Here is a 16,455-nt window from a genome sequence, read left to right as displayed (position 1 = left end):
CTTGTGGACAACGGGCCAGTGTGCACTACTCCGCGACGGCGAGGGTCAGCTCGTAGACGTCGATCGGCTGGCCGTCCACGACCATCTCGAGGACCAGCGGGCTCTCCCCCGGCGCCACGCCGGTGATGGTGAAGCGCCAGGCCGGCAGGAACGAGTGCCGCACCTCCGGGTCGACCTCGCTGAAGTCCCCCGGCGAGCGCGCCGGTCCGAGCGCGACGGGACCGACCACCGCGATCACCGTGCTGTCGTGGTCCGCGATCTCCCACGCCACGTCCGGGTGGAGGGCGTTCGCATGCAGGACCAGCTCGCTCTCCTCCCCGACGCCCAGGTCCACCTGCTCACCGTGGTTCAGCGCCTGGAGGTACTGCGGCTGGTAGGAGAACAGCTCCCCGCCGCAGCGGTTGGCCACGGCGGCGGTCCCAGCCGCGCAAGCGTCGTCGACCACGTCGACCGTGTACTCCGCGACGTCGACGCGTTCGCCGTCGACGACGAGCTCGAAACGCAGCGGCGTCCGGCCCACCTCGACCCCGACGAATCCGAAGACGGTCGTCGACAGGTGCGGGTCTCCCGGATCGTCCGACCCCGGAGGCGGCACCTCGTGCTCGCTCGTGGTCAGCCGCAGCACCGCCTCGTCCACCTCGACGAGCTCCCACGCCTGGCCCGGGCGGACGTTGTTGCCGTCGAGGCCGACCCAGAGCTCCTCCTCCGGCTCGACGGCGGCGAGCCACCCGTCGTCCCAGGCGGACAGGTCCACGGGCAGGTCGCGGTAGTCGGCACCGAGACATCCTCCGGTCAGGACGAGCGCCCCCGCGGTCAGCACGACACCGACAGTGCGTCGTCGGACCCCGGGATCCGTCGTCACCGCGCCCGCGCCTCGATCTCGCGCTGGAACGTCTCCAGCGCGTTGCGCACGTCCTTGTCCGAGTGCACGAACAGCGCGTCGAGCGCCTTCAACCACCGCGGCGCGTCCCAGGCATAGGTGAGACGAGTACCCGTGCCCTCCGGCTCGAAGGAGAGCATGTGGATCGGACCGGCCCCGGCGTGGTCGACGATCCGCTCACCGACCACGTACTCCTCCCGGGTCAGCCGCGTCACCTGATCCCTACCCAGCTCGCGATAGGTGATCGCGTACGAGGTCACCCCGCCGTCCGGGACCGTTCGACCGAGACGACCGAGGCGTGATGGTTCTCGGCCAACCCCGCCACGAAGTGCACCGGGTCCTCGAGATAGTCGAAGACGTCCGCCACGGGGGCATCGACGTGGATGTGCAGCGTGTGCTTCTCACCGGCCATGACGCGCCTTCTTCCCTGCTGACTCCACGCTAACGCCGCCCCGGGGCACTCACCCGATGACCAGCCGACGCCGGCGAACGGCTCAGCGCGCCGGGCCCCTGCATGTCACGAATCGATAACGTCCTGGCCTCCGGCTGTCATCGCGGACGGCTTGGTGGCGACCCACAGAGGGAGGGGGCAGGAAGCCTGCTCCGACGCGACCGAAAGGGCGTTCGACACCACAGCAGAACATCGAATGGCACACTGTTCGGCGCACGCAGCCGAACGGTGCGATTCTCTCTGCACCGCGACGGAAGATATTTCGTACCAGGCATTCTTCGAGCGCACCGGACGCCCGATAGCGTCCGGATCTCAGCGCCATCTGCGCCGATTACGCGTCCGACCTCGGCAAGTGCGCCGAGTACGCCATCAGTCCGCCGGCGGCATCCGCATTTCGAGGGGACTACCGCTGACGCAGCAGCAGGCATAGCACTGGTCAGACATTCCATGCACAGATCGCGACTCAGGAATGGAGGTCCTGCGGTGATGGAGGACGTCGTACCACTCGCCCTGGCTTCGCTCGTCGGTGGCGTCCTCGGGAGCATCTCGGCGCACGAGCATTTCGAACGGGCACGGATTCGCTCGCGCACGGCGATGCTGGCTCTCGTATCCGTCATCTTCCTGGTGGGTGCGACGTCGCCGCTCACCATCGCTCTGGTGGCAGGAGCCTTTCTGGGGATGACCATCGAGATGTTTGCCGGATCGAGCACACCCAGGAGTCGGGACGGGAGTGCCGACGGCAGTCATGACGCGAACGCCACGGCAGTGCAGGGGGAGGCACGGTCGACCCCGCGCCGCGGGCGCCTCGGTAGGGTCGAGCGCATGACGTCCACACCTCGGTGGCGCCAGGTCGCCGCCGCCACCGGCCTGCTGTCCGACGACGGGGCGATCGCGCAGACGATCTTCGCCGAGATGACCGTGCTGGCGAACCGCACCGGCGCGGTCAACCTCGGCCAGGGCTTCCCGGACGTCGACGGCCCGGACTGGATCAAGGAGGCAGCCAAGGCCGCCATCGACGCCGGCCGCAACCAGTACGCCCCCGGCGACGGCGTGCCCGAGCTGCGCCGCGCCATCGCCGACCACCAGCGCCGCCGGTACGGCCTCGACGTCGACCCGGACACCGAGGTGCTCGCCACCACCGGGGCGACCGAGGCACTCACCGCCGCGATCCTCGCCCTGACCGGCCCCGGCGACGAGGTCATCACCCTCGAGCCGTTCTACGACTCCCACGCCGCCGCCATCGCCATGGCCGGCGCCACCCACGTCCCCGTGCCGCTCACGGCCGACCTGCGCCTGGACGCCGAGGCCCTGCGCGCCGCGGCCACCGACCGCACGGCGCTGATCCTGGTCAACACCCCGCACAACCCGACCGGCACCGTCCTGACGCGTGCCGAGCTGGAGCAGGTCGCCGCCGTCGCCCGCGAGCGCGACACGGTCGTGCTGACCGACGAGGTCTACGAGCACCTGGTCTACGACGACGCCGAGCACGTGCCGATGGCGACGCTGCCCGGCATGGCCGAGCGGACCCTCACCGTGTCGAGCTCGGGCAAGACGTTCAGTCTGACGGGCTGGAAGGTCGGCTGGCTGCACGGTCCGGCCGAGCTGGTCACGGCGGTGCGCACGGTCAAGCAGTTCATGACCTACACCTCGGGCTCGGCGTTCCAGCCGGCGATCGCCCAGGCGCTCGGTGACGACGAGGCGCCCCGGGCCCTGGCGGCGTCGCTCGCCGAGCGCCGCGACCTGCTGTGCGCGGGCCTGGAGCGGGCCGGGTTCGACGTCGTCGTCCCGCAGGGCACCTACTTCGTGGTGGCCGACGGCGCGGCGCACGTCGAGCGGCTCGGTCTCGCCGACGGCCACGACCTGTGCCTGCGCCTGCCCGAGCTGGTCGGGGTGGTCGGGGTGCCGGTCTCGGCCTTCTGCCGGGCCGGGTCGACGGCGGCCGAGACGTTGCGCTCGCGCGTCCGGTTCACGTTCGTCAAGCGTCCCGAGGTGCTGCGCGACGGCGTGGAGCGGCTCGAGGGCCTGCGCTCGGCCGTGGCGCGCTGACGTCGCGACTCTCCTGCGCGAACCGGGTCAGCAGGCGGGACAGGTCGGTCACGTCCTGCTCGTCCCACCCGGCCACGACGGCGCCGAGCCGGGCGATCCGATACGTCTCGGCGCGCTCGGTCAGCGTCCGTCCGGCTTCCGTCGCCTCGACCCAGGACTCGCGGCCGTCGTGCGGTGACGCCGTCCGCGCCACGAGCCCGGCCTGCTCGGACCGGGTGACGAACCGGCTGGCGGTGGAGTGGGCCACGTCGAGCCGCGCGGCGAGGTCACGCACGCTCGCCGGCTCGTCGCGCAGCGCGTCGAGCACCAGCAGGGAGGACAGCTCGATCGCACGTCCGTCGTCGTCGACGACGGCGGGAGCCGCGGTGAACCGGCGCAGGTCCAGCAGCGCACGATCGAGGGCGACGAGGGCGGGTTCCGTCGACATATATGTATGCTACATACATCAGGAGGTGAGGGACGTGACGATCCTCGTCACCGGGGCGACCGGGACCGTGGGCTCCGCCGTCGTCCGCGAGCTGCGGGACGCCGGGGCCGACGTCCGGTGCGCCACGCGCGGCACCCCGACACGTCCCGACGAGGTCCGGTTCGACGTCACCGACCCGGCGACCTGGCCCGAGGCGTTCGCGGGCGTGGAGGCGATGTTCCTGGTGCGGCCACCCGCGATCGGCAACGTCCGTCGCGACCTCCTGCCCGCCGTGGCCGCGGCCCGGGACGCCGGCGTCGGGCACGTCGTCTTCCTGTCGCTGCAGGGTGCCGAGCGGAACAAGGTCGTCCCGCACGCGACCGTCGAGTCGTGGCTGCGCGAGTCCGGGCCGGACTGGACGTTCGTGCGCGCGTCGTTCTTCTGCCAGAACCTGTCCACGACCCACCGGACCGACATCCGCGACCGCGACGAGATCCTCGTACCCGCCGGCCGCGGCGCGACCGCCTTCGTCGACGCCGACGACGTGGCTGCCGTGGCCGCCGCCGCGCTGCAGGACCGCGCCGGCCATGCCGGCCGCGCGTGGACCGTGACCGGACCACGCGCCCTGACCTACGGCGAGGTGGCGCAGATCCTCGGTGCCGAGCTCGGCCGCACGATCGACTACCCGCGTCCCGGTCTGCTGCGCTACGCCCGTCACGCCCGCCGCACGCTCGGCATGCCGTGGCCGATGGTCGCCGTCACCGCCGCGATCTACACCACCGCGCGCCTGGGCCTGGCCGCCGGGCTCAGCGAGGACGTGCGCACCGTGCTGGGGCGCGCGCCCCGCGACCTGACCGACGTCGTGCACCGCGACCGCGACGCTTGGCTCCGCGCCCCGACGAAGGAGACCTGATGAGGATCGCCCTGATCGGCGCCACCGGCCGGACCGGCCGCCACGCCCTGACCTCCGCCCTCGGTCGCGACCACGACGTGACCGTGCTGGTCCGCGACCCGGCCCGGCTGCCGGGTGACCTTGCGACGACGGTCCGTACCGTCGTCGGCGACGCCACGGACCCGGACGCGTTGCGCGACCTGCTCGACGGCGCCGACGCCGTCGTCTCGGCGCTCGGGCCGACCGAGAAGCAGAGCGACCTGCACACCCGTACCGCCCGCGCCCTGGTCGAGATCATGTCCCCCTCCGGCCCGCGGCGGTTCGTCGGCGTCAGCGGTGCCGGGATCGACGTGCCCGGCGACGACAAGGCCGGCAAGGACAAGGTCATCAGCTGGCTGATCCGCACCCTCGGTGGCGCCGTCGTGCAGGACAAGCCTGCCGAGTACGCGGTGTGGGCCGGATCCGACCTGGACTGGACGCTGGTCCGCCCGCCGCGCCTCGTGGACGGCCCCGCGAGCGCCGGTCGGCTGGAGCACGACGCGCATCGCTCGACACGGTCGACGACGATCCGACGGGCCGACCTCGGCGCCTTCCTCGTCGACGTGGTCGAGCAGGACCTGTACCGGCGGCTCGCGCCGTTCGTCGCCACCGCGCACTGACCGGCACCTGCCGGCGCGGGCCGCCGACCCGGGAGGTCAGCGGCCCGTGACCAGCGAGACCGCCACGGCCAGCATGACCAGCGCGATGACGCCGTCGACCACCCGCCAGGCTCCCGGCCGCCGCAGCAGCGGCGCGAGCAGCCGCGCGCCGTACCCGAGGACGCTGAACCACACGAGGCTCGAGACCATGGCGCCCGCGCTGAACAGCCACCGGTCGTCGCCGTAGGTGGCCGCCACCGATCCCTGCAGCACCACGGTGTCGAGGTAGACGTGCGGGTTGAGCCAGGTCAGCGCGAGGGTCGTCAGCAGCACCGGGCGCAGCCGGCGCCCGGCGTCGTCGACGGTCGCCTCCCCCGCAGCGGTCAGCCCCTCCTCGCCGCGCCAGGCCCGCCGCGCCGCGAGCGCCCCGTACCCGAGCACGACGGCGGCCCCGGCCCACCGTGCGACGTCGACCACCGCGGGGTGCTGCTCGACGAGGGCCCCGAGGCCCGCTCCCCCGGCGGCGTACAGCACGGCGTCCGAGGCGGCGCAGACCAGCACGACGACGCCGACGTGCTCGCGACGCACCCCCTGGCGCAGCACGAACGCGTTCTGGGCGCCGATGGCCAGGATCAGGGACAGACCGAGCCCGAAGCCCGCGAGGAAGACCAGCACGTCGAGCACGCTACGAACACCCCGTGATGAAGTCCATCTACTGTTTCTGTGCCTGGTGAAGGGATACTTCAGGTATGCGATGGGAGTCCGGACAGCTCGCGGCCCTGGCGGCGGTCGTCAGCGAGGGGTCGTTCGACGCCGCCGCCCGCGTCCTGCACGTCACGCCGTCGGCGCTCAGCCAGCGTGTGCGCGCCCTGGAGAGCGCCGCGGGCGCCGTGCTGGTCCAGCGCACGCGTCCGGTGCGTCCCACCGGTCCGGGTCGGACCCTGCTGCGGCTCGCCCGGCAGGTCGAGCTGCTCGGCAGCGAGGCCGCCGCCGAGCTCGGCCCCGCCGACGACGGCGATCGCCCGGTGACCGTCCCGCTCGCGGTGAACGCGGACTCGCTGGCGACGTGGCTGGTGCCGGCGCTGGCCGCCGTCGACGGCGTCGTGTTCGACCTGCACCTGGCCGACCAGGACCGCACCGTCGACCTGCTGCCCGCCGGGGAGGTCATGGCGGCCGTGACGTCCCAGCGGACGCCGGTGCAGGGCTGCACCGCGGTGCCGCTCGGCGTCACGCGCTACCAGCCGCGGGCCGACCGGGAGTTCGCGGCCCGGTGGTTCCCGCACGGGCCGACGCCCGAGGCGCTGGACGCCGCGCCCATGGTCGTCTTCGCCCGCACCGACGACCTGCAGGACGCCTGGCTGCGGCGGGTCGCGAACGCCGCCGGCACCGCCGTGCCCGACCCGCCGCGCCACCACGTGCCCGCCACGGCCGACTTCCTCGCCGCCGTCCGGCACGGACTCGGCTGGGGCATGTGGGGGCCGCTCCCCCGCCCGGGCGCCCGGTTCGAGGTCCTGGAGGCCGGCGAACCGGACGTCGTCGCGCTGAGCGACGACACCGTGGACGTCCCGCTCCACCTGCAGCAGTGGCGGCTGCGCTCGACCGTGCTGGACCGGGTCACCGCGGCGATCCGCACGGCGGCGTCCCGGTCGCTGCCGCTCGCGCCCGCCTGACGGGACCGTCGGTCCGTTCGGACTCGGCCGGCCGGGGTCAGCCAGCCGGGGTCAGCCGGCCGGACTCAGCCGCAGACGCCGGGCAGCAGCGACGGACTCGGCGACGGGCTCGGACCGTCGCCGCCGTCGGCGCTCACCGAACCGCCCTGGCCGCCACCCCCGGAGCTGCTGCCGGCTTCCTCGCCCGCGTCCGGACCCTCCGCGTCGGCCGAGCCCTCGGCGCCGTCACCGTCACCGCCGTCCGGTCCGGCCTCGACCTGACCGTCCTGGGCGGACGCGCTGGGGCTCGGGGACGGCTCGCCGTGCAGCGGGACGTCGTCGGCGAACCTCTCCCACAGCTCGGCGGCCTCCCAGGTCCACACGACGCGGTTGGAGTCGGTGGGGGCGTCCGCCACGGGGACGGACTCGAAGACGATGCTCGACGGGTCGACGTTGCGCAGGCTCCACGCCAGCCCGGCCAGCGCGCTGGGGCTCGCCAGATCCGGGCTGGTGGACATCGCCTGCAGGGCGGCACGGACCATGCGGTACAGCTGCGGGGTGTCGGTGATGACGTTCTGGGCCAGGACCTCGCGGAGCATGGAGTCGACGAACGCCTGCTGCCGCTCGATGCGCTGCAGGTCGCTGCCGAGCTCGAGACCCATCCCCTCGCCCTTGCGGACGCGCAGGAACTGGATCGAGGTCTCGCCGTCGAGCACCTGCCGTCCCGCGGCGAGGTCGAGGTCGCTGTACCGGGAGTCGCCCACGACCGGCTCGGGCAGGCACATCGGCACGCCGCCGAGCGCGTCGACGATGTCGACCACGCCGGTCATCTTCACCACGACGTGGTCGTCGATCGTCAGGCCGGTCAGCGACTCGACGGTCAGGATCGTGCAGGCCGCGGCACCGGTGACGTCCTGCTCGGGGCCACCGCCCAGCGCGAACGCCATGTTGAACATCGCGTTGTTGTGCGGCGCCGTCGAGCTGCCGTCGGGCCGCGGGCAGGACGGGATGTCGACGAGCGAGTCGCGCGGGATCGAGACCGCCTCGATGCGTGACCGGTCGCCGCTGATGTGCACCAGCAGGGTCGTGTCCGAGTGGAACTCGTCGCCGGAGCCGGCGATCTCCGCGTTCTCGGCGTCGCGGAAGTCGGTGCCCATCACGAGGATGTTCCGGTCCTGGCCGGCGAAGGGGTCGCTCGGGTCGGCGGGCTCCTCGGAGCTCTCGGCCTGCGGCTGCGGGACCGGCCGGTCCCGGCCGATCAGCGCGTCGACGTCGGACACCTCGATCTGCGACTGCAGGTCGACGTAGGCGGCGATGGAGGCGGTGCCGACGAAGGCCAGCACACCGGTGAGCACGAGGGCGACCCAGCGCAGGACACGATGCCCGGCCTGGTGTCCCGCGTGCCGGGGACTGGATTCCTTCACTCGTCCACCTTAGACCGAGCGCTTGCCTCAGGCCGTCATGTGGGCCGGCGGCGGGTCTCAGGCGAGCTGGACCCAGCCTCCGCGGCGGAAGGCCGGCGTGGCGAACGCCAGGACGGCGATCGCGGCGGTCCATGCCGCGAGCATGACGGCGGTCATCGCGACCGCGTCACCGCCGAGCGCGCCGGCGAGCGGCGAGACGACGCCGGCGACCCCGGACTGCACCGCGCCGATGACCGCCGCAGCCGTACCGGCCCGCTCCCCGTGCCGGGACAGCGCGATGGCCGAGGCGTTGGCGGGGATGAGCCCGGTGAAGGCCAGCACGCACCACAGGGCGACGAGCAGCCCGACGAGGCCACCGGCCCCGGTGACGGCCACGACGACCAGGACGACGGCGAAGAGACCCTGCAGCACGAGCGCGGTGCGCAGGATCCGGATCGGGGCCACCCGCCGCACGAGCGCCGCGTTGAGCTGGGCGGACGCCACGAGCCCCACCCCGTTGAGCGCGAAGAGCAGGGAGAACTGGCCGTGGCTGAGCCCGTAGACCTCCTGGAAGACGAACGGCGACGTCACGACGTAGCTCATGAGCACCGCCATCCCGAGCCCGGGGAGCAGCGCGAGGGCCATGAAGTGCCGGTCGCGCAGGAGGTGGCCGTAGCCGCCGACGACGGATCGCGCGCCCCCCGTGGCCCGACGCTGGGCGGGGTGGGTCTCGGGGAGGAACTTCCACACGATGACGCCCATCGTCACGCCGATCAGGGCGAGGAAGCCGAACACCCAGCGCCAGGAGGCGACCTCGGCGACGGCGGAGCCGAAGGTCGGGGCGAGCAGCGGGGCGATCCCGATGATGAGCATGAGGCGGGAGAGGATCCGCGCGGCCTCGGCGCCGACGAACCGGTCGCGCACGATCGCCATGGCCGCGACGCCGCAGGCGGCGTTGAAGAACCCCTGGAGGAGCCGGAGCACGACGAGGACGCCCATACTCGGCGCGACGGCGCAGAGGAGGGAGATGACGACGTGCATGCCCAGCCCGATCATCAGGGGCTGCCGGCGTCCGTACCGGTCGGACAGCGGCCCGATGACGAGCTGGCCGGCGGCACCGCCGACGAGCATGATCGAGACCGACAGCGCCGCGAAGGACGAGCTGGACCCGAGGTCGGCCGCGACCTCGGGCAGCGAGGGCAGGTACATGTCGACCGTGAAGGCCGGGATCGCCGCCAGCGCACCGAGCATGACGACCCAGCGGAACGACGAACGGGCGCGCTGGGGCACGGCGGTCTTCTCGGGCATGGCCGCCATCGTATCGAAACGATACGACGAGTACGAGGGGCCGCGCGGTGAGGCGCCTCACCGCGCGGCGCCCGGAGCCGGCCGGTGCGCGGCTGTCACCGGGGCGCGGGACGATGAGGTCATGTGCGGCCGTTTCGCGTCCTTCACCGACGCCCAGGACCTCGCCGACGAGCTCGCCGTCGCCGAGATCGCCGAGGACGCCCGCCTGCTCGGGCCGCGCTGGAACGTCGCCCCGACCGACCCGGTGCGGATCGTCGTCGAGCGCCCCCGGCGCGAGCCCCTGCCCGACGGCGGCACCACGGCCGGGGAGATCACCCGCTCCCTGCAGGTCGCCCGGTGGGGCCTGGTGCCGTCCTGGGCGAAGGACCCCGGGATCGGTCCGCGCATGATCAACGCCCGCCGCGAGACCCTGCTCGACAAGTCCGCGTTCGCCAGGCCGCTGGCCGTCCGGCGCTGCCTCGTGCCCGCCGACGGCTACTACGAGTGGCGGAAGCTCGAGGTGCCGTCCGCGACCCGGAAGACCCCCAAGCAGGCGTACTGGATCCACCCCGCGGACGGCGGCGTCGCGGCCTTCGCCGGGCTGTACGAGTTCTGGCGCGACCGCAGCCGCGCCGACGACGACCCCGCACGGTGGCTGGTGTCCACCACCGTGATCACCACGGCCGCGTCCGACGGGCTCGAACGCATCCACGACCGCATGCCCGTGGCCCTGCCCCGCGCGGCGTGGGACGCCTGGCTGGACCCGTCGGTCGGCGCGCAGGACGCGAACGCCCTGCTCGAGGACGCCTCCGCGCCCATGAGCACCTACCCGGTCGGCGCACGGGTCGGCAACGTCCGCTTCGACGACGCCGGGCTCGTCGCGCCCGACCCCGACCCCCAGGACCCCGACCTCGTGCTGCTGTGAGCGCCGCAACCCGGACGGCGCCGCCGCACCCCCGGCACGGGACGTAGGTTGAGGCCATGACCGCGACCATCGACGACCTCCTCGCCGCGCTGCGGGCCGGGAAGACCATCACCGGCGGCTCACCCCTGCACGAGGTGATGCACCGAGCCAGCCAGGAGGCCATGCTCGTCACCGCCGAGCTCAACGGCCCGTACCAGCCGCCCGAGCGTGTCCGCGAGCTGCTCTCCCGACTGACCGGCGCACCCGTCGACGACTCCGTCACGCTGTTCCCGCCGTTCACCGCGGACTTCGGCCGCGGCATCCGCCTCGGCAAGCGGGTGTTCGTCAACTCCGGGTGCAGGTTCCAGGACCAGGGCGGTGTGACCATCGGGGACGACTGCCTCGTCGGGCACAACGCCGTCCTGGCGACCCTGAACCACGACCTCGACCCGAGCCGCCGGACCGACCTGCACCCCGCTCCCATCGTGCTGGGACGCAACGTCTGGGTCGGCGCGAACGTCACGATCCTGCCCGGGGTGACCGTGGGCGACGACGCGGTGATCGGTGCCGGCTCGCTCGTCACCAAGGACGTCCCCTCCGGCGTGGTCGTCGTCGGGTCCCCGGCGCGGGTCGTCCGCTCCGTGCAGCCCGGCTGAGACGGGCGCTACCCCGTGTAGGCCCGCTGCAGGCGGACCGGCGTGATCTCCCCCAGCCCCTGCACGTCCTGCGGGGGCTGGGCCGTCAGGGCGTACTTCGCCGACGAGCTGAGCAGCGCCGCCGTCGGCGGGTCGACGAGCACGGACGCCGGCTCGGCCAGCTCCGAGATGCGCGAGGCCAGGTTGACGTCCGGCCCGAACACGTCGCCGAAGCGGGACAGCACCCGGCCCCACACGAAGCCGACCCGCACCGGGATCTCCTCCTCGCTGGAGTGCGGGGCGGCCAGCCCGAGCGCGCACTCGGCCCCGGTGGCGACGTCGTCGGCCACGAACAGCACCGCGTCGCCGATCGTCTTGACCACGCGGCCGCCGGCCTCGGTGATGACGTCGCGGGCGCGGGACTCGAAGAGCTGGACGTACTCGGACAGCTCCTGCGAGCCGAGCCCGGCCGTGCGCTTCGTGAAGGACACGATGTCGGCGAACCCGATCGCGCGGCGGAGCGGCAGCTGGTCGCCGGGCAGCTCGGTGCCGTGCGAGCCGCCGAACTCGGTGGCGAACCGGCCCATCAGCGCCGCGAGCTGGCGGCGCCACGCGTGCTCGAGCTGGCGGGCCAGCACGTCCGCGAACCCCGGGATGCGGTCCAGCGCCGCCAGCCGGGCGCTGACGTCGTCCAGGTCGAACCGCCGCCCTAGATGCTCGACGAACGCCTCCACCTGCCACAGGGCGAGCCGGTCCGAGGTGTGCCCCAGCGAGCGCACCAGCGTCATCTGCGCCTGCTGGTCCAGCTCGCCGGCCGCGATGAGCTCGCCGATCTCCCGCAGCGACTCCAGGTCGGCCGCGGTGAACCGCGCCTCGGCGGGGTGCGTCACCGGCAGCCCCAGCCAGCGCCAGTAGTTCTCCACGAACTCCGGGGACAGCCCCGTCCCCTCCACGAGGTCGGCGAAGGTGTAGATGCGGGGACCGCCGAGGATCGCCTCGTCGGTCCGCCGCGCGGTGTCGGCACGTTCCTGAGCAGCGCGCTCGCGCGGTTCCTGAGGGGTCTGGCTGGTCACGGGGCCACTGTAACGGGGGTCACCTGGGCGGAACCTGGACGTCCGCGGCGCGAACCCGCCGCGCCGCCTCAGACGCGCCGCAGGTGGTGCACGTCGCCCGCGGTGACCACGCGCTCGCCGGTCGCGGTCGCCAGCACCAGGGCGCCGTCGTCGGCCACCCGGACGGCCTCGCCCTCGACGGACCCCGCTCCGCCAGCGAGCTCGGCGCGCACCGTCCGGCCGAGGGTCGCGCTGACCTCGGCGTACTCGCCGGCGAGACCCGCCTCGACCGCGTCCCCGCCGGCGGCCTCCCACCGGGCCACGAGCGTGAAGAGCTCACCGGTCAGGCCCACGAGCAGCTCCCCGCGGTCCAGGTCCCGGCCCGCGAGCGCCACGGAGGTCGCCGTCGGCACGGGCATCTCCTCGGCGCGCTGGTCCACGTTGAGCCCCACGCCGACCACGACGACGGGTGCGTCGTCGGCGTCCCCGGGATCGCCGGGTGCGGTGACGGGCGCGGCGTCGGGCACCACCTCGGCGAGCACGCCGGCGACCTTGCGGAACCGGCCCAGCCCCTCGACCGCCGTCGGGGCCGGGAGCAGCACGTCGTTGGGCCACTTGACCTGGGCCCGCACCCCCTCGGCGCGCAGGGTGCGTGCCAGCGCGAGCCCGGTCAGCAGCGGCATCCACCCGAGCTCGTCGGCGGCGACGTGCGGTCTCAGCAGGAACGAGACCGTCAGCGCGGCGCGGGCCGGCGTCTCCCACGCCCGGCCGGCGCGCCCACGCCCGGCCTGCTGGTGCTCGGCGACCAGCGCCGCCGGGATCTCGGCGCCGGCCCGCGCCCGGGCGACGAGGTCGGTGTTGGTCGAGGCGGCGGTCGCGACGACGTCGACCCTCGCCAGCGGTCCGGTGGGCTCGAGCAGGGCGGGCCGCAGGGCGGCGACGTCGAGAGGTGGGCGCGTCATGCCTCCATCGTGGTACCTCGCACCGGCCCCGCGGGACGGACGCGACGGGATTGTAGGAAACCTCCAAGAACGCCGGGGGCGACAGAGCCTGTCGCGCATCGCCCCGCAGGCCCCGGGCACCTAGGGTCACAGGGGTGAAGACCACTGCCGAGAAGCTCGCCGAGCTCGACCGACGCCGCGCGGCCGCGGTCACCGAGCCCGAGGAGAACGCCCGGACCAAGCAGCACGCGCGCGGCAAGAAGACCGCCCGCGAGCGCATCGACGACCTGCTCGACGAGGGCAGCTTCACCGAGCTGGACGCCCTCGCGATGCACCGCAGCCGCAACTTCGGCATGGACGCCAAGCGGCTGCCGGGTGACGGCGTCGTCGTCGGCCACGGCACCATCGACGGCCGCCAGGTCTGCGTGTTCTCCCAGGACTTCACCGTGTTCGGCGGGTCCCTCGGCGAGGTGCACGGCGAGAAGATCGCCAAGGTCCAGGACCTCGCGCTGCGCATCGGCGTGCCGATCATCGGCATCTCCGACGGCGGCGGCGCCCGCATCCAAGAAGGTGTGGCCGCGCTGACGCAGTTCGCCGAGATGTTCCGCCGCAACGTCGCGGCCTCCGGCGTCGTCCCGCAGATCTCGCTCATCCTCGGCCCGAGCGCCGGCGGAGCGGTCTACTCCCCCGCCCTGACCGACTTCGTCGTCATGGCGGACCAGACGTCGAACATGTTCATCACCGGCCCGGACGTCATCAAGACCGTCACCGGCGAGGACGTCGACTTCGAGACCCTGGGCGGCGGGCACACGCACAACGCCACCTCCGGCGTCGCTCACTACCTGGGCGCCGACGAGGACGACGCGATCGACTACGTGCGCCACCTGGTCGGCTACCTGCCGCAGAACAACCTCTCCGACGCCCCCACGTTCGCGCCCGAGGCGGAGACCGAGCTGGACGTCACCGCCGACGACGAGGTGCTGGACACGATCGTCCCCGACGGCGACAACCAGCCGTACGACATGCGCGCCGTCGTCGAGACCGTGCTCGACCCGGACTCGTTCCTCGAGGTACAGCCGCTGTACGCGCAGAACGTGCTCGTCGGGTTCGGGCACGTCGAGGGCCAGAGCGTCGGCATCGTCGCCAACCAGCCCCAGTCGATGGCCGGCACCCTGGACATCGCCGCCTCGGAGAAGGCCGCGCGGTTCGTGCGCACCTGCGACGCGTTCAACATCCCCGTGCTGACGTTCGTCGACGTGCCCGGGTTCCTGCCCGGCGTCGGCCAGGAGCACGACGGCATCATCCGCCGCGGCGCCAAGCTCATCTACGCCTACGCCGAGGCCACGGTCCCGCTGGTCACCGTCATCACGCGCAAGGCCTACGGCGGCGCGTACATCGTCATGGGCTCCAAGCAGCTCGGCGCGGACGTCAACCTGGCCTGGCCGACGGCGCAGGTCGCCGTCATGGGCGCCTCCGGTGCGGTGAACATCCTGCACCGCCGGGCACTGAAGGCCGCCGGCGAGGACGGTCAGGACGTCGAGGCGGAGCGCGGCCGGCTGACCGACGAGTACACCGAGGCCATCGTCAACCCGTGGGACGCGGCCGAGCGCGGCTACGTCGACGCGGTCATCCGGCCCTCCGAGACCCGCGTGCAGGTGGTCCGGTCACTGCGTGCCCTGCGCACCAAGCGCGCCAGCCTCCCGCCGAAGAAGCACGGCAACATCCCGCTGTGAGGCGGCCATGAACCGCCGACGTTCTGAGAAGATCGACCGATGAGCCACGAGGACGCCACCCACGGTCCGGCACCGCTGGGCGACGTGGACCCCGAGCCGATGCACCGCGCCGTGGAGACGCTCGCCGCGGCGCTGCACCAGTACGTCGACGCCGCCGTGGGGGTGCGGGCCGAGTTCGGGGCGACCGAGGCGGACGAGGACCCGCGCATCCTCGCGCTGGAGAACCGGGTCGGCACGCTCAACGCCTCGCTGTTCGACACGCTGCACGACGCGCTCGGCATGCACCCGGACCTGACGACGTCGGTGTGGGAGCCCGAGCCCGGCAGCCAGCCGGAGGAGAGCGGTGAGGAGGACCTGCCCGAGGGCACGATCTCCGCGGAGGTGTTCTACCTCGGGTTCGTGGTCGCGGACCCGCCGCCGGGAGCCTCGATGACGCTGAACGGCGTCATCGAGCTGCTGGACGAGGCCGGTCAGGACGCCGCGACACGGATGGCCGAGGGCGGGTACCAGGTGATGGAGTGGGCCGCCTCGCGCGGTCTGGCACCGGGTTTCGGCAACGACCCCGACGACGAGGAGGACGCATGACCCCGCAGGTACGCGTGGTGCGCGGAGCACCGGACGACCTGGAGGTGGCCGCGCTCGTGGCCGGGCTGGCGGCCGTCACCGCGGACGACGAGCTGCCCGACGACGTCGCGCCCGTGGACGAGTGGACCAACCACGCCCGCAACCTGCGCGGCAACGGGGCGGCCACGGCCCGCAGCTTCGGCGGCCGGGCCGGCCGCCACAACATGGACGCCTGGCGCTGGAGCTTCCGGTCGTGAGCGTGCGCTGGCAGCAGGTCGACTCCGTCGCCGACGTCGAGGCGCCGCTGGGCGACCTGCCCGACCCGGAGAAGCCCGGCTGGGTGCGCCGGTGGCTGTGGGCACCCGCGCTGGCGGCCTCGGTCGCCGTCTACGTCACCCAGCGGCTCGTCGAGAACCCCTCGGGCGAGCTCGAGATGTGGCTGATGCTCGCCCTGCTGGCCCTGCTCATGGTCACCGCGGTCGCGGCGCTGGTCCGCTACCGCGACGACCAGCACGTCGCCCGCGAGACCCGCGACGTCGAGGCGCTGCGGCGCGACGCCCGGGCCACGACGGGGTCGGTGACCGTCTCCGAGCGTCCCGTCGGCGACGGCGTCATGCTGCGGGGGCTGCTCACCTACCCCTGCGAGGACGACACGGCCGAGGACACATGGTCGCTGCTCGTGGCCGACGGCGACGCCCCGGGCCCCCGCCCCGGCGACCCGGCCGCCGTGTGGTGGGCCCCGGGCTCGGACACCGTCGTGGCGCGGTACCACCGCGGCTGGGCGGACGAGCTGCGCCGTCGGGCCTGAGCCTCCCTCCGTCACGATCGAGCGTCTCTGTTCCTCCGGAACCAGGCGCTGATTCGGGAGGAACAGAGACGCTCGACGCCTTCGGCACCCCGACCGACGCCCGCTAGCTTGTCGGGGTGCGCGATCTCGACCGGACCGGCTGCCCGAACGTCCGCGACCTGGGAAG

Annotated in this window: 19 protein-coding genes; 10 read left to right on the top strand and 9 right to left on the bottom strand. The window is 73.3% G+C overall.

Annotated elements, in window-relative coordinates:
* Positions 1–25: 25 nt before the first annotated feature.
* From PO879_RS05130 to PO879_RS05120, 3 genes are read right to left on the bottom strand one after another with little or no spacing between them, the layout of a single operon-like run.
* A complete protein-coding gene (locus tag PO879_RS05130; protein WP_278236852.1) occupies positions 26–820 on the bottom strand; it encodes a hypothetical protein in 795 nt (264 codons plus the stop codon).
* Positions 821–858: 38 nt separating this feature from the next.
* A complete protein-coding gene (locus tag PO879_RS05125; protein ID WP_278236851.1) occupies positions 859–1,095 on the bottom strand; it encodes a hypothetical protein in 237 nt (78 codons plus the stop codon).
* A 41-nt stretch (positions 1,096–1,136) separates the two neighbouring features.
* On the bottom strand, positions 1,137–1,292 hold the full coding sequence (locus PO879_RS05120; protein ID WP_278236850.1) for a hypothetical protein: 156 nt from the start codon (positions 1,290–1,292) through the stop codon (positions 1,137–1,139).
* Between the two features lie 861 nt (positions 1,293–2,153).
* Between PO879_RS05120 and PO879_RS05115 the strand changes: the two genes are divergently transcribed.
* Positions 2,154–3,377 carry an aminotransferase class I/II-fold pyridoxal phosphate-dependent enzyme gene (locus PO879_RS05115; protein ID WP_278236849.1) on the top strand — a complete coding sequence of 408 codons (1,224 nt, stop codon included), beginning with the start codon at positions 2,154–2,156 and terminating at the stop codon, positions 3,375–3,377.
* Here PO879_RS05115 and PO879_RS05110 read toward each other — a convergent pair.
* A complete protein-coding gene (locus PO879_RS05110) occupies positions 3,307–3,804 on the bottom strand; it encodes a MarR family transcriptional regulator (RefSeq protein ID WP_278236848.1) in 498 nt (165 codons plus the stop codon). The genes PO879_RS05115 and PO879_RS05110 overlap by 71 nt on opposite strands.
* Before the next feature lie 34 nt (positions 3,805–3,838).
* Here PO879_RS05110 and PO879_RS05105 point away from each other — a divergent pair, with 34 nt between their 5' ends.
* Together PO879_RS05105 and PO879_RS05100 are read left to right on the top strand one after the other, a co-directional pair.
* Complete coding sequence (locus PO879_RS05105; RefSeq protein WP_278236847.1) at positions 3,839–4,696, top strand: NmrA family NAD(P)-binding protein; 858 nt, start codon at positions 3,839–3,841, stop codon at positions 4,694–4,696.
* Positions 4,696–5,334: an NAD(P)H-binding protein gene (locus PO879_RS05100; protein ID WP_278236846.1), complete on the top strand. Its 639-nt coding sequence runs from the start codon at positions 4,696–4,698 to the stop codon at positions 5,332–5,334. The genes PO879_RS05105 and PO879_RS05100 overlap by 1 nt, the downstream gene beginning before the upstream one ends.
* Positions 5,335–5,370: 36 nt before the next feature.
* Here the strand turns inward: PO879_RS05100 and PO879_RS05095 are convergent, their stop codons facing one another.
* Positions 5,371–5,988, bottom strand: a complete 618-nt coding sequence (locus PO879_RS05095) for a LysE/ArgO family amino acid transporter (protein WP_278237457.1) — start codon at positions 5,986–5,988, stop codon at positions 5,371–5,373.
* 74 nt (positions 5,989–6,062) lie between these two features.
* Between PO879_RS05095 and PO879_RS05090 the strand changes: the two genes are divergently transcribed.
* On the top strand, positions 6,063–6,983 hold the full coding sequence (locus tag PO879_RS05090) for a LysR family transcriptional regulator ArgP (RefSeq protein ID WP_278236845.1): 921 nt from the start codon (positions 6,063–6,065) through the stop codon (positions 6,981–6,983).
* A gap of 65 nt (positions 6,984–7,048) precedes the next feature.
* On the opposite strand, the gene PO879_RS05085 is transcribed toward PO879_RS05090, so the two are convergent.
* A complete protein-coding gene (locus tag PO879_RS05085; protein ID WP_278236844.1) occupies positions 7,049–8,386 on the bottom strand; it encodes an LCP family protein in 1,338 nt (445 codons plus the stop codon).
* A 57-nt stretch (positions 8,387–8,443) separates the two neighbouring features.
* The gene (locus tag PO879_RS05080; RefSeq protein ID WP_278236843.1) at positions 8,444–9,673 is read right to left on the bottom strand and encodes a multidrug effflux MFS transporter; all 1,230 of its coding nucleotides are present in this window, start codon (positions 9,671–9,673) and stop codon (positions 8,444–8,446) included.
* Positions 9,674–9,794: 121 nt separating this feature from the next.
* On the opposite strand from PO879_RS05080, the gene PO879_RS05075 reads away from it, so the two are divergent.
* Both PO879_RS05075 and PO879_RS05070 read left to right on the top strand, forming a co-directional pair.
* The gene (locus tag PO879_RS05075; protein WP_278236842.1) at positions 9,795–10,577 is read left to right on the top strand and encodes an SOS response-associated peptidase; all 783 of its coding nucleotides are present in this window, start codon (positions 9,795–9,797) and stop codon (positions 10,575–10,577) included.
* 56 nt (positions 10,578–10,633) lie between these two features.
* Positions 10,634–11,212 carry a DapH/DapD/GlmU-related protein gene (locus PO879_RS05070; RefSeq protein ID WP_278236841.1) on the top strand — a complete coding sequence of 193 codons (579 nt, stop codon included), beginning with the start codon at positions 10,634–10,636 and terminating at the stop codon, positions 11,210–11,212.
* An 8-nt stretch (positions 11,213–11,220) separates the two neighbouring features.
* Here PO879_RS05070 and PO879_RS05065 read toward each other — a convergent pair whose 3' ends face one another.
* Together PO879_RS05065 and PO879_RS05060 are read right to left on the bottom strand one after the other, a co-directional pair.
* The gene (locus tag PO879_RS05065) at positions 11,221–12,264 is read right to left on the bottom strand and encodes an adenylate/guanylate cyclase domain-containing protein (protein ID WP_278236840.1); all 1,044 of its coding nucleotides are present in this window, start codon (positions 12,262–12,264) and stop codon (positions 11,221–11,223) included.
* A gap of 68 nt (positions 12,265–12,332) precedes the next feature.
* Complete coding sequence (locus PO879_RS05060; protein WP_278236839.1) at positions 12,333–13,205, bottom strand: biotin--[acetyl-CoA-carboxylase] ligase; 873 nt, start codon at positions 13,203–13,205, stop codon at positions 12,333–12,335.
* A 134-nt stretch (positions 13,206–13,339) separates the two neighbouring features.
* Here PO879_RS05060 and PO879_RS05055 point away from each other — a divergent pair, with 134 nt between their 5' ends.
* From PO879_RS05055 to PO879_RS05040, 4 genes are read left to right on the top strand one after another with little or no spacing between them, the layout of a single operon-like run.
* Positions 13,340–14,917 carry an acyl-CoA carboxylase subunit beta gene (locus tag PO879_RS05055; RefSeq protein ID WP_278236838.1) on the top strand — a complete coding sequence of 526 codons (1,578 nt, stop codon included), beginning with the start codon at positions 13,340–13,342 and terminating at the stop codon, positions 14,915–14,917.
* A 39-nt stretch (positions 14,918–14,956) separates the two neighbouring features.
* Positions 14,957–15,502, top strand: a complete 546-nt coding sequence (locus PO879_RS05050) for a hypothetical protein (protein WP_278236837.1) — start codon at positions 14,957–14,959, stop codon at positions 15,500–15,502.
* The gene (locus PO879_RS05045; protein WP_278236836.1) at positions 15,499–15,738 is read left to right on the top strand and encodes an acyl-CoA carboxylase epsilon subunit; all 240 of its coding nucleotides are present in this window, start codon (positions 15,499–15,501) and stop codon (positions 15,736–15,738) included. Before PO879_RS05050 ends, PO879_RS05045 begins: the two co-directional genes overlap by 4 nt.
* Positions 15,735–16,289, top strand: coding sequence for a hypothetical protein (locus PO879_RS05040; protein ID WP_278236835.1), 555 nt, complete (start codon positions 15,735–15,737; stop codon positions 16,287–16,289). The genes PO879_RS05045 and PO879_RS05040 overlap by 4 nt, the downstream gene beginning before the upstream one ends.
* The last annotated feature ends 166 nt before the right edge of the window (positions 16,290–16,455 follow it).

Origin of the sequence: Isoptericola sp. AK164, from assembly GCF_029643425.1 — a bacterium.
GTDB classification, from domain to species: domain Bacteria; phylum Actinomycetota; class Actinomycetes; order Actinomycetales; family Cellulomonadaceae; genus Isoptericola; species Isoptericola haloaureus.
Note: the sequence above shows the minus strand (reverse complement) of the source record. Positions and strands in the feature narration are given on the sequence as shown.

Coding starts and splice junctions, on each gene's coding strand:
- PO879_RS05100 (WP_278236846.1), top strand. CDS start 4,696: ATGAGGATCGCCCTGATCGGCGCCACCGGCCGGACCGGCCGCCACGCC.
- PO879_RS05050 (WP_278236837.1), top strand. CDS start 14,957: ATGAGCCACGAGGACGCCACCCACGGTCCGGCACCGCTGGGCGACGTG.
- PO879_RS05060 (WP_278236839.1), bottom strand. CDS start 13,205: ATGACGCGCCCACCTCTCGACGTCGCCGCCCTGCGGCCCGCCCTGCTC.
- PO879_RS05075 (WP_278236842.1), top strand. CDS start 9,795: ATGTGCGGCCGTTTCGCGTCCTTCACCGACGCCCAGGACCTCGCCGAC.
- PO879_RS05045 (WP_278236836.1), top strand. CDS start 15,499: ATGACCCCGCAGGTACGCGTGGTGCGCGGAGCACCGGACGACCTGGAG.
- PO879_RS05070 (WP_278236841.1), top strand. CDS start 10,634: ATGACCGCGACCATCGACGACCTCCTCGCCGCGCTGCGGGCCGGGAAG.
- PO879_RS05090 (WP_278236845.1), top strand. CDS start 6,063: ATGCGATGGGAGTCCGGACAGCTCGCGGCCCTGGCGGCGGTCGTCAGC.
- PO879_RS05110 (WP_278236848.1), bottom strand. CDS start 3,804: ATGTCGACGGAACCCGCCCTCGTCGCCCTCGATCGTGCGCTGCTGGAC.
- PO879_RS05115 (WP_278236849.1), top strand. CDS start 2,154: ATGACGTCCACACCTCGGTGGCGCCAGGTCGCCGCCGCCACCGGCCTG.
- PO879_RS05080 (WP_278236843.1), bottom strand. CDS start 9,673: ATGCCCGAGAAGACCGCCGTGCCCCAGCGCGCCCGTTCGTCGTTCCGC.
- PO879_RS05120 (WP_278236850.1), bottom strand. CDS start 1,292: ATGGCCGGTGAGAAGCACACGCTGCACATCCACGTCGATGCCCCCGTG.